The organism is Lutibacter sp. A64 (assembly GCF_022429565.1).
Lineage (GTDB): Bacteria > Bacteroidota > Bacteroidia > Flavobacteriales > Flavobacteriaceae > Lutibacter.
In genome coordinates this window covers 1,346,729-1,368,145 of record NZ_CP092487.1, presented here as the reverse complement: position 1 = coordinate 1,368,145, position 21,417 = coordinate 1,346,729, and the positions used below count along the sequence as shown (strand labels likewise).

The following is a 21,417-nucleotide window of genomic DNA, read 5'->3' as shown; positions in this document are numbered from 1 at the left end:
TTTTTTTAAGCTTTCAAAATATTTTATGTTAAGGCTTATAATTGTACATTTGCAAACTATATTACAAATATCAGACCAAAAATGAGTTTAGCAACAAAATACAATCCTCAAGATATAGAGGATAAGTGGTATAACTACTGGATGAATAATAACTATTTTTATTCAATTCCAAATGAAAAAGAACCTTATACAATTGTAATTCCTCCTCCAAATGTTACTGGAGTTTTGCATATGGGGCATATGTTAAATAACACCATTCAAGATGTTTTAATTAGAAGAGCACGGTTAAAAGGTAAAAATGCCTGTTGGGTACCAGGAACCGATCACGCTTCAATTGCTACAGAAGCAAAAGTGGTAGCTAAATTAAAAGAGCAAGGCATACATAAAAGTGATTTAACACGTGATGAGTTTTTAAAACATGCGTGGGATTGGACTGATGAACACGGAGGCATTATTTTAGAACAATTAAAAAAATTAGGAGCTTCTTGCGATTGGAAACGTACAAAGTTTACTATGGATGCAGATTTAAGTGAAGCTGTTACTAAGGTTTTTATAGACCTATATAATAAAGGATTTATTTATAGAGGTTATAGAATGGTGAATTGGGATCCTTCTGCAAAAACAACCTTATCTGACGAAGAGGTTATTTTTGAAGAAAAACAAGGTAACCTATACCATGTAAATTATAAAATTGAAGGAAGTGAAGATGTACTTACAATTGCAACTACGCGTCCAGAAACTATTTTAGGAGACTCAGCAATTTGTATTAATCCTAATGATGAACGTTTTAGACATTTAAAAGGTAAAAAAGCAATTGTACCAATTGTTGATAGAGTAATTCCTATTATTGAAGATGAATATGTAGATATAGAATTTGGAACAGGATGTTTAAAAGTTACTCCAGCACACGATCCAAATGATAAGGTTTTAGGTGAAAAACATAATTTAGAAGTAATTGATATTTTTAATGATGACGCAACATTAAACTCTTTTGGACTGCATTATGAAGGAAAAGATCGTTTTGTAGTTCGTAAAGAAATTACAAAAGAACTTGAAGAAATAGGTTGTTTGGTAAAAGTTGAACCATATATGCATAAAGTTGGTACTTCTGAAAGAACAAAAGAAGTAATAGAACCAAAAATTTCAGCTCAATGGTTTTTAAAAATGGATACTATTGTTAAACCGGCTTTAAAAGCAGTGCTAGAAGATGAAGAAATTAAGTTCTTCCCAAAACATTATAACAATACCTACCGTCACTGGTTAGAAAATGTACGTGACTGGAATATCTCTCGTCAACTTTGGTGGGGACATCAAATTCCTGCATATTTTTATGGCGAAGGTGTAGAAGATTTTGTAATTGCTGAAACTATTGAAGAAGCGGTTAAAAAAGCTTCAGAAAAAGTAGGGAAAGAATTTAAAGTTGAAGATTTAAAGCAAGATCCAGATGCTTTAGATACTTGGTTTTCTTCTTGGTTATGGCCAATTTCTGTTTTTGATGGTATTAATAATCCTGAAAATAAAGAAATTAACTATTATTATCCAACAAACGATTTAGTAACAGGTCCTGATATTATTTTCTTTTGGGTTGCTCGTATGATTTTTGCTGGTTATGAATTTAGACAAGAAAAACCATTTACAAACGTATATTTTACTGGAATTGTACGTGATGCAAAAGGACGAAAAATGTCTAAATCCTTAGGTAATTCGCCAGATCCTATTGAATTAATGGAAAAATACGGAGCAGATGGTGTTCGTGTTGGAATGTTGTTATGTTCTGCTGCTGGTAACGATTTATTATTTGATGTAGAATTATGTGCACAAGGACGAAATTTTTCAAATAAAATATGGAATGCGTTCCGTTTAATAAAAGGTTGGGAAGTTTCTGAAACTATAGAACAACCACAATCTGCTAAAATTGCTATTGATTGGTATCAAGCTAAGTTTCAACAAACCTTACATGATTTAGAGAAATCTTTTGATCAATATAGAATTAGTGAAGCTTTAATGAGTATTTACAAATTAATTTGGGACGATTTTTCTTCTTGGTTCTTAGAAATGGTAAAACCGGGGTATCAACAACCTATTGATGCTAAAACATTAAAAAGTGTAATTTCATTTTTAGAAGATAATTTAAAAATATTACATCCATTTATGCCATTCTTAACTGAAGAAATTTGGCAACATATTTCTGAAAGAACTCCTGAAGAAGCGTTAATTATTGCAGAGTATCCTACTTTAGTAGAAGTTAACGAATCTTTAATTTCAAATTTTAAAATTGCTTCAGAAGTAATTTCAGGAATTAGAAATATTAGAAAAGAAAAAAATATTTCTTTTAAAGAACAAATAGAATTTTCTGTATTGAATAATGACAATACTACTACCGATTTTGATAAAGTTATTGAAAAATTAGGTAACTTGTCTAGCATAAATTATGTTACTGAAAAAGTTGAAGGAGCATTGAGTTTTAGAGTAAAATCTAACGAATATTTTATTCCAATGGGAGATGCAATTGATGTTGAAGCTGAAAAAGCTAAGTTAGAAGAAGAATTAAAATATACTGAAGGTTTCTTAAAATCTGTTCAAAAGAAATTAAGTAATGAGCGTTTTGTAAATAATGCTCCAGAAAAAGTAATTGCTATCGAACGTCAAAAAGAAGCAGATGCTTTATCTAAAATTGAAACAATAAAAGCTAGTTTAAATAGCTTGTAAAAAAACAGTACACTAGCTATGGCTGGCAAATGTACTTTAGAAAAGAGGTTCCAATTTATTGGAATCTCTTTTTGTTTTAATATTATTTTGCTTAAAATTCAATATATTTGAAAAAGAAAACACTACTTAATTAATTTTTAATATAACCTTAAAACAACACATGAAATATTTAAACTATATTTTAGTATTAGTACTTTTTTATTCTTGTCAAACAGATAAAAACTCTATAACTACATTTAAAAATTTAAACGACAGTATTAAAACTAAATATGCACCAGATAAAAGAGTTGCTATTTATGATGTTTCATATAAAAAAGCAGGAACTAATTTAATATTAGAAGGAGAAACAGATAATCCATTAGCTATTGAAGGTCTAAAAAGTAGTTTAACAGCTAAAGGAATAGTATTTATAGATAGTGTTTCAATTTTACCAGAGGCAACTGTAGGAGAATATACATATGCATTGGCAAATAATTCTGCATCGAATTTAAGAGGTAAAGGAAAACATTCTGCAGAGTTAGTTACTCAAGTTATTTTAGGAACAGAATTAAAAGTTTTAAAAAATGATGGGTCTTTTTCGCTAGTACAAACTCCAGAAAAATATATTGCATGGGTAGATAATGGTGGAATTGCATTTTTTACAAAAGATCAATTAAATAAATGGAATGAATCTGAACTTATAATTTATACAAAAACTACAGGGAATTCTTATCAAGATTCTGATTTCAAAATTATTTTAACAGATATGGTTCTTGGAGGAAAAGTTAAATTAATTGAAGAATTAGCAAACAGTTTTAAAGTTGAATTTCCTGATGGAAGAGTTGGTTTTCTTAAAAAAGACGACGCCGAAAAATATAAGCAATGGTTAATTCATTTAAAACCTTCTAAAGAATTAGTAGAACGTTATGCTAAAAGTTTGTTAGGTTCGCCATATTTATGGGGAGGAACTTCTACAAAAGCAATGGATTGTAGTGGTTTTGTAAAAACTGTGTATTTAATGAATGGTTTTGTAACACCGAGAGATGCTTCTCAACAAATTTTAAAAGGTGAAATTGTTGATAAAAATTTAGAGTTAGAAGGTTTAGAAAAGGGAGATTTAATGTTTTTTGGTACTAAAGCAACAGCTGATAAAAAACAACGTGTTACTCATGTAGGTATTTGGTTAGGAAATGGGAAACAAGAATTTATTCATTCTTCAAAAAGAGTGCGTTTAAATTCTATGGATCCAACTTCTGACGCCTATGATGCTTGGTGTGGAGAGCATTATTTAGGAAGTAGAAGGTATTTAGATGTTGAAAGTAAGGAGCTTATAAAACTTTAAGTTTTATTTAATTACAGAAAAGAGACTGTCTGAAAAGTATAGAAACCTGTCATTTTGATTTTATTTCAAAATCTCATCTTACTGATAATCAATCACTATGAGAACCTAAAATAAATTCAGGTTGACGAAAATTTAACTTTTTAGACAGTCTTTTTTTTTATTGAAAATAATCTAGTAATTAGCTTAAAATAGTTTCAATAGCCGTTAATTCTTCCTTTGAAAAAGTAGTATTATCTATTGCTTTTAAACTATCTAAAATTTGTGCTGTTTTACTAGCGCCAATTAAAACAGATGTAATTCTATTATCTTTTAAAATCCAAGAAATAGCCATTTGAGCTAAACTTTGCTCTCTTTTTAAAGCAATTTCGTTTAGTTTTTTTATTTTAGAAAGCTGCTTATTAATTTGTTCCGTTTTTAAATACCTACCATCTTTTATAGCTCTAGAATCTTCAGGAAAACCATTTAAATATTTATCGGTTAACATTCCTTGCGCTAATGGCGAAAAAGCGATAGCACCAACACCTTCTTTTTCAATTAAGTTTAACAATCCATCTTCAACCCAACGGTCTAACATACTATATCTAGGTTGGTGAATTAAACATGGTGTTCCCAATTCTTTTAAAATTTTAAATGCTTCTGCTGCTCTCTCTGGTTGATAGTTAGAAATACCAACATACAGTGCTTTTCCTTGGCGAACCATTAAATCTAAAGTGCCCATAGTTTCTTCTAAAGGCGTATCATAATCTGGACGGTGATGGTAAAAAATATCTACATAGTCTAAATTCATACGTTTTAAACTTTGATCTAAACTAGCGGTTAAATACTTTTTAGAGCCGAAATCGCCATAAGGCCCAGGCCACATATCATAACCTGCTTTTGATGATATTATTAATTCATCTCTATATTTTTTGAAGTCTTTTTTTAATATTTTTCCAAAGGTAGTTTCAGCAGAACCATAAGGAGGACCATAATTATTTGCTAAATCAAAATGTGTGATTCCGTTATCAAAAGCACATTTTATTAAATTTTTAGCATTGTTAAAATCGTCTTTTTCTCCAAAATTATGCCATAGACCTAAAGATAGTTCAGGAAGTAATAAGCCACTTTTACCTGTTCTTCTGTAGCTCATGTTGTCATATCTTGAAGCGCTTGCTTCATATTTAAATTTTTTACTCATAATTTTTTATTATCAGGTTAGATTTTAAATATCTTTATAATTATTTTATAGGTGTAAAAATAAAGCGTATTTAATAAGAAATAGTTGATTTTAGATTAAGAATCTTCTTTTGGAGCTTTGTCTTTGTGCTTAAAACGTTTATGAGTCCAAAAATAAAACTCAGGATTTATTCTAATTTGTTTTTCAACTTTTTCTAAAAATATGTCGGTTATTTGGTAATCTTCAAATTTTGTAGCATTATCTGTAATTAAGCTAAATGTAGTTTGGTAATATCCGCGTTTTATCCTTTGCACATCCATATAAACCACATTTAAATCGTATCTTTTAGCTAGCATTTCTGCACCGGTATGTATTGGTACTTTTATGCCTAGAAATTCACTCCAATAAAACGTCTTTTTTAACTGTGGAGATTGGTCGCTAAGCAAACCGTATATAGCTTGTACGTTGTTTTTCTGATTTTTTTTAATTTCAGAAATAACTTTAGAAGTTTGTACTAATGAAGTGCCAAACTTAGTTCTAGATTTTAATATTTGATTATTAAAATAAGGGTTGTTTATTTTTGTATAAGCAGCATAACCTTTGTATTTTACAAAAGAATCTAGGCTCATTATCCATTCCCAATTTGCATAATGTGGACCAACTAAAACAACGCTTTTACCATCTTTATATAAATCTGTAAAAAAATTAAGATTAGTATATTGATATCTTTTATAAATCTCTTTTTTAGAAACTGTAAAAGACTTTATCATTTCAATAAAAATATCGACAAAATGATGGTAAAATAATTTTCTAAGTTTAATAAGTTCTTTATCTGTTTTTTGAGGAAAAGTGAGTTTTAAGTTATAGAAAACCACTTTTTTTCTATAGCCAATAACATAATAGACTAATAAATATATTATATCAGATATAAAATATAAGATTTTGAATGGCAATATAGATAGTAACCAAATTATAGGGTAAACAAGAATGTATACAAGTAAATTCATAATAGTAAATGCAAATATCGTATTTAATTTTTGTTTCTTAACAACTATCAATTCAATATCATTAAATTTTTATACTTTAGTGAATTAATGTTAAAATTTTTTAAATGAATATAGACAAAACACTACTAATATTAATAATTGTTAATGTGCTTGTTTCTATGAAGGGATTTAGCGACCGTTTGTTTTTTGATAAGTATAAATTTCATATTGGCGCAATTAATAGAGGTGAAAAAATTAGAATGTTTACTTCTGGATTTTTACATGTAGATTATTTGCATTTAATTTTAAATATGTATGTGTTGTATATTTTTGCACCTATTATAATTTTTAAATTAGGAGTTGTTAAATTTTTAATTCTTTATTTAGGAAGCTTAATAGCGGGAAGTATTTTGACATTAACCTATCATAAAAGTGAATTGTATTATAGCGCAGTTGGTGCTTCTGGTGCGGTTGCAGGTATAATTTATGGGGCAATTTTACTAAATCCTACAATGAGTTTAATGATGTTTCCATTACCAATACCCATTCCAGGTTATATTTTTGGAATTGGTTATTTGTTGTATTCAATCTATGGAATGAAAAAGCAGTTAGGAAATGTAGGGCACACAGCTCACTTAGGTGGTGCAATAGGAGGGTATGCTTTAACGTTATTAGTGTATCCAGAAGTTTTTTTAAATAGTACTTCTACAGTTATAATGTTGGGGATTCCAATTGTTTTGTTATTGCTTTTTGGAAATCGTTTAAAATAAAAAAAGCCAAACTTTTGTTTGGCTTTTTTTGAGCGAGAGACCGGGCTCGAACCGGCGACAGTCAGCTTGGAAGGCTGAAGCTCTACCAACTGAGCTACTCTCGCAATTGGTGATGCAAATATACAATCCTTTTTAACTTTTGCAAACGTTTTTTTAAGAAAATTTAATTTTTTTAGACTAAAAATTTCTGATTTTAAAAGTGTTTAATTCAGAATATTCATTTTCAATATGTTGGGTAAAGTTATTAATATCACGAAAAAATATTTAATCTGTTATTTTTTTGATTTTTTTTTCAAAAGCTATAAAAAAACATAAAAACAGGCTATAGTTTTATAATTATAGCCTGTTTGTTTAAAAAAATTTAACATTAATATTGACTAGAAGGTTATTTTAAGCTCTAGATTTTCGTTTTTTCATTTTTTTAGCTTCTAGTTTTTTTTGAATTTTTTCTTGTTTTTTCTTATTTAATTCTTCTTTAGTAAGTTTCTTTCTTAATACAGCCATTGTATATTATTTTAAAGTTTATATAAAATTTTCAATAACCTAAACTCTGTAACAATACATTATTTTAAATACGAGTATTACCATTCAATTCAATTTATTTTAAATTGAATTGATTCTATATGATAATAATGTAAAAGAGTTTTTCAGGCACACTCGTTATGCCTGTTTAATTCAGGAAGATAAGTTTACGTTTTAAAAACATAAAAGAACAAAACAACAAGTGGTTTACTGTTGAATGTAAGCAATAAGTATGTTTTGTTTTTACGAAATACATTTTTAAAATATTACATGAAATAAATAATAATTTAGGGTAAAATTAATCATAATGTTCTAAATTACCTAATTTAGATTTAGAGTTTGTTTTTTTAATAATCATAAACATTTTTGTTATAAATTAGCTTTATTTTATTTATAATATTTAATTAAAAATGATTGAAGTTAAAAAGATTACAGCAGAAGAAACTTTTGAAATTAGACTAGAGGTTTTACGAAAAAATATACCACTGCCTTATGAGTTTAAAGGCGATTTTGATGCTGAAACGTTTCATCTTGGTGCTTTTAAAGAAGGAAAATTAATTGCAGTGTCTAGCTTTATGAAAGCTGAAAATAATAATTTTAAAGGAAAACAATACCAGTTAAGAGGTATGGCAACCATAGAAAAACACCAAGGTTTTGGGGCTGGAAAACATTTAATACTTGAAGCTGTAGAAATTTTACGAAAAAAAAATATCGATTGTTTGTGGTGTAATGCGCGAGTAATTGCATTAGATTTTTATAAAAAACAAAGGTTTTTAATTTTTGGAGATAAATTTGATGTACCATTTATTGGAAATCATTTTGTAATGTATAAATACTTAAATTAAAGATGCGTAGATTTTTATTATATTGTTTTTTTGTTATGTTTTGTTTTTCAGTTTTTTCTCAACAGAATTTTAGTGAAAAAGCTTTAATGGGTAGGGGAGATTTAGTTTTGGAAGGAACTTCTTATAAGTTACAAAAAGAAACTTTACAAGCTTTTAAAGAAATGAAAAAAGCAGCACTTAAAGAGGGTATAGATATAAAAATTGTTTCAGGATATAGAAGTTTTAACCGTCAAAAAAATATTTGGAATAGAAAGTACAATTTATATATTTCACAAGGCTTAGCGCCTGATAAGGCGCTTCAGAAAATAATAGAGTATTCTACTATTCCTGGTACATCTCGTCACCATTGGGGAACTGATTTTGATATTATTGATGGTTCTGTTAAAGCTCCTAAAAGTCTTTTGATTGAAAGTAATTATGAAAAAAATGGTGTGTATGCTAAATTAAAAAAATGGATGGATACACATGCCGAATCTTTTGGATTTTACTTAGTTTATACAAATATAAGTTCAAGAAAAGGTTTTAAATACGAGCCTTGGCATTATACATATAAGCCGCTTTCTGACCAAATGTTGCTAGAATTTAGAAAAATTAATTTAATTGAGTTCTATAAAAATATTGAATTGAATGGAAGTCAATATTTAACAAAAGAATTTCTAAGTAAATATACTTCGGAGAATATTTTAGATATAAATATAGATTTAATAAATAATTAACATATTGTATAGTGTCGTTTATTAAATAAAAAATAAGTAAATTTGATTTTTATAAAGAAAAATTGAAACTATTTATTAATTTCCCTCTATTAATATAGTAAATGCTAAAAAAAAATATATTTTTTATTTTATTTTTAATTACTTTTAAAAGTAGTGCAATTACTAGTATTTATTATACACTGTATGAAAATACGACAGAAGAATTAGTAGATACAACTAAAGTTTCGGAAATACTTAATGTTGCTAAAACCTTTTATAGTCTTCAGAAAATAGACTCATCTTACCATTATTATAAGAAAGGCTTAGTATTAGCAAAACAGATTAATTCAAAACCTCATATTGCAGAATGTCTTTATAATATTGCAATTTATTATGAAGATAACTATCAATATAATGTTGCTATTAAGTATTACGAAAATGCAATACCGCTATTTCAGGAATTAAATAAAATTAAAAAGGTAGCCGAAATAAAAATGCAAATAGGCTATAACTATTCATTATTAACAGAAGGAGATAAAGCAATTGATTACTATTTTAAATCGTTAATTCATTATCAAGATTTAAGAGATGAAGATGGTGTGGCAGATAATTATATTGGTATAGGTCATTTATATTATGATAATGAGAATTATGAATTTGCAGAAAGGTATTATAAAGATGCTTTAGATATTTATGTAAATTTAAAAGATACTCTAGGTATTGCAACTTGTTATACTAATATGGCAAATGCAATAATAGATGCTGACATTTACTCTAATGGTGTTGATTATTACTTTAAGTCTATTGAATTACAAGAGGCTTTAAAAGAATATGAAGGTGTTGCAATAAACTTCAATAATATAGGAGATTATTATATGGAGTTAGGTCTGTATGATGAAGCTAAAGTGTATTTTAATAAATCATTAGATAAGATTTCTCAATTAAAAATTGATGAATATTTATACGCATTACTTTATTTAAACCTTTCAGATCTTGAAAATAGAGCTAAAAATTATAATAAAGCCATTTATTACGGAAATAAAAGTCTTGAAATTTCAGAAAAGTTAGGAATGCAAGATTATAAAATGAATAACTTAAAAAATTTAGCAATAGCCTATGAAAATAAAGGGAATATATCTAAGTCGCTTAAACTTTTAAAACAATATACAAAGTTAAATGACACTATTTTAAAGACTAGTAAATATAAAAAAGTGCTGTTATTTAATGCATTAAATAAGTTAGAGGAATCTAGTTTTAAAATCAATCAACTTTCAGAAAAAAATGAAATTGAAAAAAAAATAATGTATTTTTTGGTAATTGCATTCACCATTTTTGGTGTTTTTGTAATTATTTTAATTTTGCAACAAACTTCTAAAAAGAAGGCTTACAATTTATTAGAGTTTAAAAATCATCAAATTAGTAGAATGCATGAAGAAATTAAATTGCAGACTAATAATTTAAAATTATTAAATGATACTAAAGATAAACTCTTCTCAATTATTGCACACGATTTAAAAAATCCATTCAATTCAATTAGAGGTTTTACAGAGCTTTTAATTGAAAATATTGCTATTTATGACGAAGAAAAACAACTAAAATTTTTAAAAATAGTTAAGGGTTCAACCACAAAGGCATCAGAATTATTAAACAACTTATTAATTTGGGCCAATTCTCAATCGGGAACTTTAAAATTTAATCCCGTTAAAATTGAATTGATAAAACAAATTGCAGATGTAATCTCTTTAGTTGAAATTCAAGCCATAAATAAAGAAATAAGTATATTTAATAATGTTTATCATAATTTGTATGTTGATACAGATGAAAATATGTTAAATACAATTTTAAGAAATTTACTATCTAATGCTATTAAGTTTACTAAAACGGGTGGCGAAATTTATATAAGTTCTACTGTTGAAGAAAATTTTGTTACAGTACAAGTAAAAGATAGCGGAATAGGAATGTCTCAAGAAACTATTAATAATTTATTTTCTATAGAGAATAAAGTAAGTAGTATTGGAACTGCAAACGAACAAGGATCTGGTCTAGGGTTAATACTTTGTAAAGATTTTGTTGAAAAAAACGGTGGTAAAATTTGGGTGGAAAGTACTTTAAATAAAGGGAGTGTATTTATGTTTTCTTTACCGATTTATAAAAATTAAATTTCTATTTGTTTTACGCTATTACTAAGTATTAAAATAAAAATGTATTAGAATTTAGTTTTTGAAAACTCTTTTTGTACATTGAAATTTCTAAATAAATAAAAATGACCTCCATAGAAAAATCAACATTTGACTTTTTAAAAACACTTAAAAATAATAACAATCGCGAATGGTTTACTGAAAATAAACCCCAATTTCAAATTGAACAACTTAAAGTAAAAAAATTCTACAATGCGTTAATGGAACGCTTAAAATTACATGATACAATAGATAGATTTAAGTTTTTTAGAATTTATAGAGATGTACGTTTTTCAAAAGATAAAACACCTTATAAAACACATTTTTCAGGGTCGTTTTCTAGAGCAACTAAAAGATTAAGAGGTGGTTATTATTTGGAAATAAATCCTGAAGAAAGTTTTTTAGCAGGTGGTTTTTGGGATCCTAATAAAGAAGATTTATTTCGAATTAGAAAGGAATTTGAAATGGATACTACCGAAATTCGTGCTATAATAAACAGTGAAAATTTTATAAAATATTTTGGTAAATTAGAAGGTACTGCATTAAAAACAGCTCCAAGAGGATTCGATAAGGAACATCTAGATATAGATTTAATACGAATGAAACAGTTTATTGTAATTAGAAAATTTACAACTAAAGAAGTTTTGGCTTCAAACTTTTTAGATGAAGTAGATGCTAGTTTTAAGGCAATGCGTCCGTATTTTGATTATATGAGTGAAATACTTACAACAGATTTAAATGGAGAATCTATAATAGATTAAACACATCTTTTGAAAGAGGTAGATTGAACACGGAATAAAAAAAATTAAATTTTAAACAACTCGTTTAATTTCGTTTTAAATAATGAATACCACTTTAAAAATTCTTTATATTTGTAAGCCATAAAAAATACACAAAATCTATGATTTTTATCGATAATGAAGGGAATACTGATCCTAAATTAAATTTAGCATTAGAAGAATATGCTTTAAGAAATTTTGATGCTTCTACAGATTATTTATTGTTTTATATAAACAAACCATCTATAATTATTGGACGAAATCAAAATACTTTAGAAGAAATTAACCAAGAGTATATAGATGCAAATAATATTGAGGTTGTTAGGCGTATTTCTGGAGGTGGAGCAGTATATCATGATTTAGGAAATTTAAACTTTAGTTTTATTACCAATCACGATGGTAAAAGTATTAGTAACTTTAAAAAGTTTACGGCACCAGTAATTCGTGTGTTAAATGCTATGGGAGTTACTGCTGAGTTAAAAGGTCGTAATGATATATTGGTAGATGAAAAGAAAATTTCTGGTACAGCTCAATTTTCTACAGGAAAAAGAATGATTAGCCACGGTACTCTGTTATTTGATACAGATATGGGTGAAGTTAGTAAGGCACTTCAAGTAAAAATGAGTAAAATTCAGTCTAAAGGTCATAAATCTGTAAGAAGTCGTGTTGCAAATATTAGTGAGTTTTTAAAAACTCCTATTACAATGGATGATTTTAAACAGCAATTACTTAATGGATTGTTTGAAGCGCGTGAACATTTTGAAATTCATAAGTTAACTGAAGCTGAATGGAATGCTGTGCATCAACTAAAAGCTGAAAAATATGATTTATGGGAATGGAATTATGGACGTTCGCCTAAATTTAATATACAGCGCAGCAAACGTTTTGCTATAGGTGAAATAGACCTGCGTATTTTTGTTGAAAAAGGACTTATTTCTGAGTTTAAAGTATTTGGAGATTTCTTTGGAAGACAGCCTATTTCAGATCTTGAAACCTTGTTAATTGGTGTGCCTTACGATAAAAATGAAATTTCTAAAAAGCTTGAAGGGGTTGTTGTAGAAAATTATTTTGGGAAATTAGAAAAATTAGATTTTATAAATCTTGTTTATGGTAATGATTAATTAGCATTAAGTTTAAAAAAACATAAAAACGAGAAAAAGGCAATGAAAAAATCATCGCCTTTAACTTACTAATTTGTGTAAACTCTATTTTAGTTAGTTAAATATTAACTATTTCTTTCTAATAATGCCATATAAAAACCATCGTAACCTGTTTTAAAAGGTGAAACTTTATGGTCTTTTATAATTCTAAAATTAGTATTGTTTTTTAGAAATTTCTTTACTTGAAGTTCGTTTTCAGAAGGTAAAATAGAACAGGTAGCATACACTAACTTTCCATCAATTTTTACTAATTTAGAATAGTTTTCTAATATTTCAGCCTGAGTTTTAATAATGTTTTCAACAAATTCAGGTTGTAATTTCCATTTACTGTCTGGATTTCTTCTTAAAACACCAATTCCACTACAAGGCGCATCAATTAAAACTCTGTCTGCAGTACCTTTCATTTTCTTAAAGACTTTAGTAGTATCTAATACTTTGGTTGTAACATTATGTACACCAGCTCTACGTGTTCTAATTTTTAATTTTTTCAATTTACTTTCGTAAATGTCTGTTGCAATTACCTGACCTTTGTTTTCCATTAAAGCAGCTAAATGTAATGTTTTTCCACCAGCACCAGCGCAAGTGTCTATTACTTTCATACCTGGTTTAACATCTAAATATGCAGCAACTAATTGAGAAGAAGCATCTTGTACTTCAAACAAACCATCTTTAAAACAATCTGTTCTAAAAACGTTGGCGCGTTCTACTAATTTTAAAGCATCTGGATAACCATCAATAAAAGAGGTGGCAATGCCTTCGTCTGCTAATTTTTTTCTTAAAGAAGCTTTGTTCGTTCTTAGTGTATTTGTACGTAAAATAACTTCAGCTTGTTTATTTAAAGCAGCAATTTCTTTAGTCCAATGTTTTTCACCTAATTCTTTTACACCTATTTCATCCAACCAATCTGGAATAGATTCTTTAAACACTCTAACTTTTTGAAGTTCATCAAATTTACCTTTAATTCTTCTTTCTGGAACACCTTGTAATTGGTTCCAGTCTGGTAATTTGTAACCTTTTAGAACTGCAAAAACAGCAAAGTTTTTCCAAACATTTTCTGTTGAATAGTGAGATTTTGTTCCAGCTATTTCGTTGTACAGTCGTTTCCAACGTACCATTTCGTAAATAGTTTCTGCAACAAATTTTCGGTCTCTAGCTCCCCAACGAGCATCTCTTTTTAGTGCTTTTTGCACTACTTTATCGGCATATTCACCTTCATTAAAAACAAGTTTTATTGAATCTATTACGGTAAACACTAAATTTCTATGTAATCTCATGTGTAAAAAATAAGTCTGCAAATATACGAAATTAGATGATAAGATATTGCTATTTGCTATGCGAATTATTATCTTCGTCATTTTAACAAAAAGAATGTCTATTTATAGCTTAAATACTTCAATATCATATTTAAAAGGTGTAGGTCCCAATAGAGCCGATTTATTAAAATCGGAATTAGGGATTTTTACATTTGGTGATTTAATTAATTTTTTTCCAAATAGGTATATAGATAGGACTCAGTTTTTTAAAATTAATCAATTACAGCAAAACTCTTCAGAAATTCAGGTAATTGGTAAAATAACAAATATTAGAACCGTACAGCAAAAAAGAGGAAGTAGGCTAGTTGCAACCTTTAGAGACGAAACTGGTACTATGGAACTGGTTTGGTTTAGAGGTGCAAAATGGATTAAAGACAATCTAAAAACAAACACTCCGTATGTTATTTTTGGAAAAACAACTTTTTTTAATGGTTTGTTTTCTATGCCACATCCAGAAATGGATTTGTTGGCAGATTATAAAAAGAATTTGCGTAGCGCCATGCAACCTATTTATCCTTCAACTGAAAAATTAACCAATAAAGGAATTTCAAACAAAGTAGTTTCTAAAATGATTCAGAATTTGTTTGAAGAGGTACACGGTAAATTTAGCGAAACACTTTCGCCTTCAATAATAAAAGAGTTACACTTAATTTCTAAAAGAGAAGCCTTATTAAATATTCATTTTCCTAGAAATCAAGAATTACTTACCAAAGCACAAAATAGGTTAAAATTTGAAGAATTATTTTTTATTCAATTACAATTAATCAGAAAAAAACTGGTTAGAAAAGCAAAAATTAAAGGTTTTAATTTTACTGAAATAGGAGAAAATTTCAATAATTTTTATAAAAATAATTTACCTTTCGATTTAACAAATGCACAAAAACGTGTGTTGAAAGAAATTAGAAAAGACCTTGGTTCTAATGCACAAATGAATCGTTTATTGCAGGGAGATGTTGGTTCTGGAAAAACAATTGTTGCTTTATTAACAATATTAATTGCTTTAGACAATGATTTTCAGGCGGCATTAATGGCGCCAACTGAAATTTTAGCAACACAGCATTACAATTCAATTGTAGAAATGTTAGATGGTTTAAATGTTTCAGTGAAATTGTTAACAGGATCAACCAAAATAAAAGAACGAAGAATAATTCATAAAGAATTGTTATCTGGTGAATTAGATATTTTAATTGGTACGCATGCGCTGATTGAAGATAAAGTGAAATTTAAAAATTTAGGTATTGCAATTATAGATGAACAGCATAGATTTGGTGTAGCTCAACGTTCTAAAATGTGGCAAAAAAACACATTACCACCACATATTTTGGTGATGACAGCAACTCCAATTCCTAGAACTTTGGCAATGAGTGTTTATGGAGATTTAGATATTTCTGTAATTGATGAATTACCTCCAGGAAGAAAAGAAGTAAAAACAGCCCATAGATACGATGCTAACAGATTATCTGTTTTTAAATTTTTAAAAGAAGAAATTTTAAAAGGACGTCAAGTGTATGTGGTGTATCCGCTAATTAACGAGTCTGAAGCAATGGATTACAAAGACTTAATGGATGGATACGAAAGTATCTCTAGAGAATTTCCATTACCAAATTACCAAATAAGTATTGTACACGGTAAAATGAAATCGGCAGATAAAGAATACGAAATGCAACGTTTTATTAATGGTGAAACTCAAATTATGGTAGCAACAACTGTAATAGAAGTTGGGGTAAATATTCCAAATGCAAGTGTTATGGTAATAGAAAGTGCAGAGCGTTTTGGACTTTCACAACTTCATCAATTACGAGGTAGAGTAGGACGTGGAGCTGAACAAAGCTACTGTATTTTAATGACTAGTTTTAAACTTTCTTCAGATGCCAAAATTCGTTTAAATACAATGGTTGATACTAGCGATGGATTTAAAATTGCAGAGGTAGATTTAAAATTACGTGGACCAGGAAATTTAATGGGAACACAGCAAAGTGGGGTTTTAAATTTGCGTATTGCAGATATAGTTAAAGACGCTCCGCTATTAAAAAAAGCACGAAGTATGGCTATAGACGTATTAACAAAAGACGCATCATTAAAAACTCCAGAAAACGCTCCAATTAGAAATGCATACCAACAAATTAGCAAAAGCAGTACTATTTGGGCTAATATTAGTTAAAAATATTTGTCTAAAAGCATCAAAAAAGTTGTATAATTTCTAACTTTTAAATTGTATTAATTATCTTTGCACCCTGTTAAAAATAAAATCTAAAGATGAAAATATCATATAATTGGTTAAAGCAATTTTTAAAAGTTGATTGGGAAGCTCAAAAAACAGGTGAATTGTTAACTGATTTAGGACTTGAAGTTGAAGGAATTGAGACTGTAGAATCCATAAAAGGAAGCTTAGAAGGAGTTGTAATAGGGAAAGTTTTAACTTGTATTCAGCATCCAAATGCAGATAGGTTAAAAATAACTACCGTAGATTTAGGATTAGAAGCTCCAGTTCAAATAGTGTGTGGAGCACCAAATGTAGCTGCAGGGCAAACTGTACCAGTAGCAACTATTGGAACTACCTTGTATGATGATAAAGGTAAAGGCTTTAAAATTAAAAAAGGTAAAATTAGAGGCGAAGAAAGTTATGGAATGATTTGTGCTGAAGATGAACTTGGTTTAGGAAGTAGCCACGATGGAATTATGGTCTTAGATGAAACTTTAAAAGTTGGTACGCCAGCAGCTGAAGTTTTTAATATTGAAAAAGACGAAGTTTTTGAAATTGGTTTAACACCTAACAGAGCAGATGCTATGAGTCATTATGGTACTGCAAGAGATTTAAGAGCTGGTTTAATTCAACAAGATATTCCTTTAGAATTAATATCGCCATCGGTAACAGAATTTCATGTAGACGATAGAAGTTTACGTTTTGATGTAGTTGTTGAAGATGTTGAAAAAGCACCAAGATATACAGGTGTAACAATTTCAGATATTACAGTAAAAGAATCTCCAGAATGGATTAAAAATAGATTAAAAGCAATTGGTTTAACCCCTATAAATAATATTGTAGATGTTACAAATTATGTATTGCACGAATTAGGGCAACCATTACACGCTTTTGATGCATCAAAAGTAAAAGGAAATAAGGTAATTGTAAAAACGTTACCAGCAGGTACTAAATTTACAACTCTAGATGAGGTTGAACGCGAATTACATGAAGAAGATTTAATGATTTGTAATGGTAATGAAGAACCAATGTGTATTGCAGGTGTGTTTGGAGGTTTAAATTCTGGTGTTACCGAAAATACAACTTCTATATTTTTAGAAAGTGCCTATTTTAATCCTGTTGCAGTTAGAAAAACAGCAAAAAGACACGCGTTAAATACAGATGCATCTTTTAGGTTTGAAAGAGGAATAGATCCTAATATTACAAAATATGCATTAAAAAGAGCTGCAAATTTAATTTTAGAAGTGGCAGGTGGTAAAGTTTCTTCAGAAGTTATGGATTATTACCCTACCAAATTTGAAGCAAACCAAGTGTATTTGTCTTTTGAAAAAATGGATCGTCTAATTGGAGCAAAAATACCAAGAGAAACAGTTAAAAATATATTAGCTTCTTTAGATATTAAGTTTAATAGTGTAACTGAAGGAGGAATCGGGTTAAGCATTCCTGCATATAGAGTTGACGTTACAAGAGAAGCCGATGTAATTGAAGAAATTTTACGTGTTTATGGTTATAATAATGTAGAATTTTCACATAAATTAAATACTTCAATTGCCTTTTCAGATTTTGATGAGGTTAAGATAGAAAATATAGTAGCCAATCAATTAGTTGCTCAAGGTTTTAACGAAACTATGGCAAACTCTTTAACAAAAGCAAGTTATGGAGAACTTACACAAATGATTAATAATGACCATAACGTAGCAATGTTAAATCCGTTAAGTAGCGATTTAGGTGTAATGCGTCAATCGTTATTATTTAGTGGTTTAGAATCTGTTATTTACAATATAAATAGAAAAAATAACGCTTTAAAATTCTTTGAGTTTGGTAAAACATACCATAAATTTGAAAGTGGTTATTCTGAACAAAAACATTTAACATTATTTGTTTCTGGAAATAGAACAAAAGAAAGTTGGAATGTGGTTCAAAAAACATCAGATTTCTTTTATTTAAAAGGTATTGTTAAAACAATATTACAACGTTTAGGAATTAATAAAGTAAAAATAACACCTACTAAAAACGATGTGTTTTCTGAAGGAGTTACTCTAAGTTTAGGTAAAATTAAATTGGTAGATTTAGGTGTTGTAAAACGTGCTATAAATAAAGAATTTGGAATTAAACAAGAAGTTTTATTTGCAGATTTTATATGGGAAAATTTATTAAAGGTAGGTGGTAAGTCTTCTATTAATGTTTCTCAATTGTCAAAATTTCAAGCAGTTAAACGCGATTTTTCTTTATTATTAGATAAAGAAGTTACGTTTAATGAAATTTATAATTTAGCTTTCCAAGCAGAAAAAAAATTATTGAAAGAAGTTGATTTATTCGATGTTTATGAAGGAGATAAATTAGAAGAAGGTAAAAAATCATACGCAGTTAGCTTTTTAATTCAAGATGAAAACAAAACGTTAACCGATAAACAAATTGATAAAGTAATGCAAAAACTGCAACAAACATTTGAGAAAAATGTTGGAGCAACATTACGATAAGTTATAGCGTAAATAATTTAATAAAAGAGCCCATTAAAATTTATTTTAATGGGCTCTTTGTAATTTTCACTTTTACACTTTTTTAAATACATTTGATTAGGGTTTAACAATAAGCAATATTATTTAAACGGTAAATAAAATGTTTACTAAAGATAAATTATTTATGAAACAGTAAATCAATAAAATGAATAGAAAAACAAAGTTTATAATCTTTACGTATGTAGTATCATTTATAATTTTCTTAATAATTTGGATGATTTTACACGTTACATTTAAAAACTTAACTCCCGGATTTAAAGGAATGATTGCTGCTGGATTTTCTTTTTTTCTTTCACCTAAAATAAAGGTATATAAAACACAATCTGGAAAACAAATGCTATTGAAATGGATTTTTTTAAGAAAAACAATTACAATTTAATAGCTTGTTGTAGCAATTATTAAACAAATTATAAAAAGTGTAAGCCAAATTAAATTTAACACGATTGAAAATACCTAAAATAAAAAAACAAAAACCACAGATAAGTCTTTTTCAACTTTTTAAGAAATTAATAAGTTACGTAAAACCATATAAATATTTAGTAATTGCTACATTGTTTTTAACATTGCTTGGTTCATTTTTAGCACAAGTAAATGCCCTGGTTTTACGTTATGCTGTTGATGAACTTACGTTATTAACTGAAGCAGATAATGGGTTTAAAGACGGAATTTCACTTTTAGTAACAATCAGTATTATTTTGCTTGCTAAAGAGTTGATTTATGCTATAATACAATATGGGCAAAAGTTTTATGGCGAAAAAATGAAAATATATATCTCTCGTGATTTTGCGCAAAATGTAGTAGATAAAATTTTAACCTATAAAATGTCTTTTTACAGCTCTACAGAGAATGAAAGTGGGAAATTGCAAACAAGAATTGATTTAGGTATTTCAAGTCTTACTCAGTTGGTTAAAAATTTCTTTTTAGATATTCTTCCATTATTTTCAAATGCAATAATAGCATTGTTTTTTATGTTTCAAGCTAATTTTTATGTAGGCTTGGTTAGTTTGGGTATTATACCAATATTTTTTTATATCAGTAGTTTACAAGCTAATAAGTTAAAAGGTTTTAGACGAAGAATGCGAGGTTTTAGAGAATCTAGAAATAATGGTATTATAGATTTAATAAACTCAATAACCGTTATAAAATCGTTTACCCGAGAAGATTCTGAAAGTAAAAAACACGAAGATATTCAATTTAATATGACCGAAAACCAAATGAAAACGCGTCAATTAAGTTTTTTATTTAATGGAGTTAATGTATTTATTGAACAGTTTGGAGTAGTTATTATAATTATTTTAACTTCCTATTTTGTGTTAAATGGGACAATGACCATTGGAGCAATTATGTTTCATATATTATTATTTAACAATGTTTCTGCTCCCATTAGAGAATTGCATAGAATTTACGATGAGGTAAATGATGCCTTAATTTATTCTGAAGCATTTTTCGATATTATGGATGCTAATGATACAGAATTTGGTGGTACCTATATTCCTGAAAAAATTACAGGGAAATTTGAGTTAAAAAATGTAGATTTTGCCTATCCAAATGGCACAAAAGCATTGTTAAATGTATCAATGCTAATTAAACCAAATACTATCAATGCTTTGGTTGGTTTAAGCGGTGCAGGAAAAAGTACAGTAATTAATTTATTAGATAAATTTTTTGAACCAACCTCAGGAAGTATTCTTTTAGATGGGGTAGATTTAAAGGAATACAATACTGTTTGGTTGCGAAATAATATTGGGTTGGTTTTACAGAAAAATCATATTTTTAATGGTAGTATAAAAGAAAATATTTTATACGGAAAAGAAGATGCTACAGACGAGGAAGTTGTTGAAGCAGCAATAAAAGCTCATATTCACGAACAAATAATAGAATTACCAGATGGTTATAATTCTAAAGCTACTTTACTTTCTGGTGGACAAAAACAACGTGTTTCTATTGCTAGACTTTTTTTAAAAAATCCTCCAATTATTTTTCTTGATGAACCTACAGCAAGTTTAGATACTATTGCAACAGAACAAATAAAAAAGAGTTTAGATTCTATTAAAAAAGGACGTACTGTTATTATTATATCACATAGTATTTCACAAATAATAGATGCTGAAAATGTTATTGTTCTAGAAAAAGGAAAAGTTATAGAAGAAGGTTCTCACGAAGTTTTATATAATAACGAAAGTGCTTATTATAAAATTTTTAACGCTATGGCTAATAGTTTAAACTTAAATAAAATTACCAATACTATGAGCGATTAATTTA

15 protein-coding genes and 1 tRNA gene are annotated in these 21,417 nt (G+C 28.0%); 12 read left to right on the top strand and 4 right to left on the bottom strand.

What is annotated here, in order from left to right:
- Positions 1–81: 81 nt before the first annotated feature.
- Positions 82–2,709, top strand: coding sequence for a valine--tRNA ligase (locus MKD41_RS05655; RefSeq protein ID WP_240244468.1), 2,628 nt, complete (start codon positions 82–84; stop codon positions 2,707–2,709).
- A gap of 160 nt (positions 2,710–2,869) precedes the next feature.
- Positions 2,870–4,030, top strand: coding sequence for a C40 family peptidase (locus MKD41_RS05650; protein WP_240244467.1), 1,161 nt, complete (start codon positions 2,870–2,872; stop codon positions 4,028–4,030).
- Positions 4,031–4,208: 178 nt separating this feature from the next.
- Here MKD41_RS05650 and mgrA read toward each other — a convergent pair whose 3' ends face one another.
- Positions 4,209–5,207: an L-glyceraldehyde 3-phosphate reductase gene (mgrA, locus tag MKD41_RS05645; RefSeq protein ID WP_240244466.1), complete on the bottom strand. Its 999-nt coding sequence runs from the start codon at positions 5,205–5,207 to the stop codon at positions 4,209–4,211.
- Between the two features lie 95 nt (positions 5,208–5,302).
- Positions 5,303–6,193: a lysophospholipid acyltransferase family protein gene (locus MKD41_RS05640; RefSeq protein ID WP_240244465.1), complete on the bottom strand. Its 891-nt coding sequence runs from the start codon at positions 6,191–6,193 to the stop codon at positions 5,303–5,305.
- A 104-nt stretch (positions 6,194–6,297) separates the two neighbouring features.
- Between MKD41_RS05640 and MKD41_RS05635 the strand changes: the two genes are divergently transcribed.
- On the top strand, positions 6,298–6,942 hold the full coding sequence (locus MKD41_RS05635; protein WP_240244464.1) for a rhomboid family intramembrane serine protease: 645 nt from the start codon (positions 6,298–6,300) through the stop codon (positions 6,940–6,942).
- A 31-nt stretch (positions 6,943–6,973) separates the two neighbouring features.
- Here MKD41_RS05635 and MKD41_RS05630 read toward each other — a convergent pair.
- Positions 6,974–7,046: transfer RNA gene (locus tag MKD41_RS05630), tRNA-Gly, on the bottom strand.
- An 828-nt stretch (positions 7,047–7,874) separates the two neighbouring features.
- Between MKD41_RS05630 and MKD41_RS05625 the strand changes: the two genes are divergently transcribed.
- From MKD41_RS05625 to MKD41_RS05605, 5 genes are all read left to right on the top strand, one after another.
- A complete protein-coding gene (locus MKD41_RS05625; RefSeq protein WP_240244463.1) occupies positions 7,875–8,309 on the top strand; it encodes a GNAT family N-acetyltransferase in 435 nt (144 codons plus the stop codon).
- A 35-nt stretch (positions 8,310–8,344) separates the two neighbouring features.
- The gene (locus MKD41_RS05620) at positions 8,345–9,025 is read left to right on the top strand and encodes a M15 family metallopeptidase (protein ID WP_240244462.1); all 681 of its coding nucleotides are present in this window, start codon (positions 8,345–8,347) and stop codon (positions 9,023–9,025) included.
- A 101-nt stretch (positions 9,026–9,126) separates the two neighbouring features.
- A complete protein-coding gene (locus MKD41_RS05615) occupies positions 9,127–11,163 on the top strand; it encodes a tetratricopeptide repeat-containing sensor histidine kinase (RefSeq protein WP_240244461.1) in 2,037 nt (678 codons plus the stop codon).
- 104 nt (positions 11,164–11,267) lie between these two features.
- Entirely contained in the window at positions 11,268–11,942 is a 675-nt protein-coding gene (locus MKD41_RS05610) for a DUF2461 domain-containing protein (RefSeq protein ID WP_240244460.1), read from the top strand.
- A gap of 140 nt (positions 11,943–12,082) precedes the next feature.
- The gene (locus MKD41_RS05605) at positions 12,083–13,081 is read left to right on the top strand and encodes a lipoate--protein ligase (protein ID WP_240244459.1); all 999 of its coding nucleotides are present in this window, start codon (positions 12,083–12,085) and stop codon (positions 13,079–13,081) included.
- A gap of 104 nt (positions 13,082–13,185) precedes the next feature.
- Here the strand turns inward: MKD41_RS05605 and MKD41_RS05600 are convergent, their stop codons facing one another.
- Entirely contained in the window at positions 13,186–14,394 is a 1,209-nt protein-coding gene (locus tag MKD41_RS05600; RefSeq protein ID WP_240244458.1) for an RsmB/NOP family class I SAM-dependent RNA methyltransferase, read from the bottom strand.
- Positions 14,395–14,488: 94 nt separating this feature from the next.
- Between MKD41_RS05600 and recG the strand changes: the two genes are divergently transcribed.
- From recG to MKD41_RS05580, 4 genes are all read left to right on the top strand, one after another.
- Entirely contained in the window at positions 14,489–16,594 is a 2,106-nt protein-coding gene (recG, locus tag MKD41_RS05595; protein ID WP_240244457.1) for an ATP-dependent DNA helicase RecG, read from the top strand.
- Positions 16,595–16,689: 95 nt separating this feature from the next.
- A complete protein-coding gene (gene pheT / locus MKD41_RS05590; protein WP_240244456.1) occupies positions 16,690–19,116 on the top strand; it encodes a phenylalanine--tRNA ligase subunit beta in 2,427 nt (808 codons plus the stop codon).
- Positions 19,117–19,300: 184 nt separating this feature from the next.
- Positions 19,301–19,534: a hypothetical protein gene (locus MKD41_RS05585; RefSeq protein WP_240244455.1), complete on the top strand. Its 234-nt coding sequence runs from the start codon at positions 19,301–19,303 to the stop codon at positions 19,532–19,534.
- A gap of 100 nt (positions 19,535–19,634) precedes the next feature.
- Positions 19,635–21,413: an ABC transporter ATP-binding protein gene (locus MKD41_RS05580; RefSeq protein WP_240245007.1), complete on the top strand. Its 1,779-nt coding sequence runs from the start codon at positions 19,635–19,637 to the stop codon at positions 21,411–21,413.
- Positions 21,414–21,417: the final 4 nt, after the last annotated feature.

Excerpts from the sequence above, each read along its gene's own strand:
- MKD41_RS05635 (WP_240244464.1), top strand. The coding sequence starts at position 6,298 with ATGAATATAGACAAAACACTACTAATATTAATAATTGTTAATGTGCTT.
- mgrA (WP_240244466.1), bottom strand. The coding sequence starts at position 5,207 with ATGAGTAAAAAATTTAAATATGAAGCAAGCGCTTCAAGATATGACAAC.
- MKD41_RS05585 (WP_240244455.1), top strand. The coding sequence starts at position 19,301 with ATGAATAGAAAAACAAAGTTTATAATCTTTACGTATGTAGTATCATTT.
- recG (WP_240244457.1), top strand. The coding sequence starts at position 14,489 with ATGTCTATTTATAGCTTAAATACTTCAATATCATATTTAAAAGGTGTA.
- MKD41_RS05620 (WP_240244462.1), top strand. The coding sequence starts at position 8,345 with ATGTTTTGTTTTTCAGTTTTTTCTCAACAGAATTTTAGTGAAAAAGCT.
- MKD41_RS05655 (WP_240244468.1), top strand. The coding sequence starts at position 82 with ATGAGTTTAGCAACAAAATACAATCCTCAAGATATAGAGGATAAGTGG.
- MKD41_RS05600 (WP_240244458.1), bottom strand. The coding sequence starts at position 14,394 with ATGAGATTACATAGAAATTTAGTGTTTACCGTAATAGATTCAATAAAA.
- MKD41_RS05650 (WP_240244467.1), top strand. The coding sequence starts at position 2,870 with ATGAAATATTTAAACTATATTTTAGTATTAGTACTTTTTTATTCTTGT.
- MKD41_RS05640 (WP_240244465.1), bottom strand. The coding sequence starts at position 6,193 with ATGAATTTACTTGTATACATTCTTGTTTACCCTATAATTTGGTTACTA.
- pheT (WP_240244456.1), top strand. The coding sequence starts at position 16,690 with ATGAAAATATCATATAATTGGTTAAAGCAATTTTTAAAAGTTGATTGG.
- MKD41_RS05605 (WP_240244459.1), top strand. The coding sequence starts at position 12,083 with ATGATTTTTATCGATAATGAAGGGAATACTGATCCTAAATTAAATTTA.
- MKD41_RS05615 (WP_240244461.1), top strand. The coding sequence starts at position 9,127 with ATGCTAAAAAAAAATATATTTTTTATTTTATTTTTAATTACTTTTAAA.
- MKD41_RS05610 (WP_240244460.1), top strand. The coding sequence starts at position 11,268 with ATGACCTCCATAGAAAAATCAACATTTGACTTTTTAAAAACACTTAAA.
- MKD41_RS05625 (WP_240244463.1), top strand. The coding sequence starts at position 7,875 with ATGATTGAAGTTAAAAAGATTACAGCAGAAGAAACTTTTGAAATTAGA.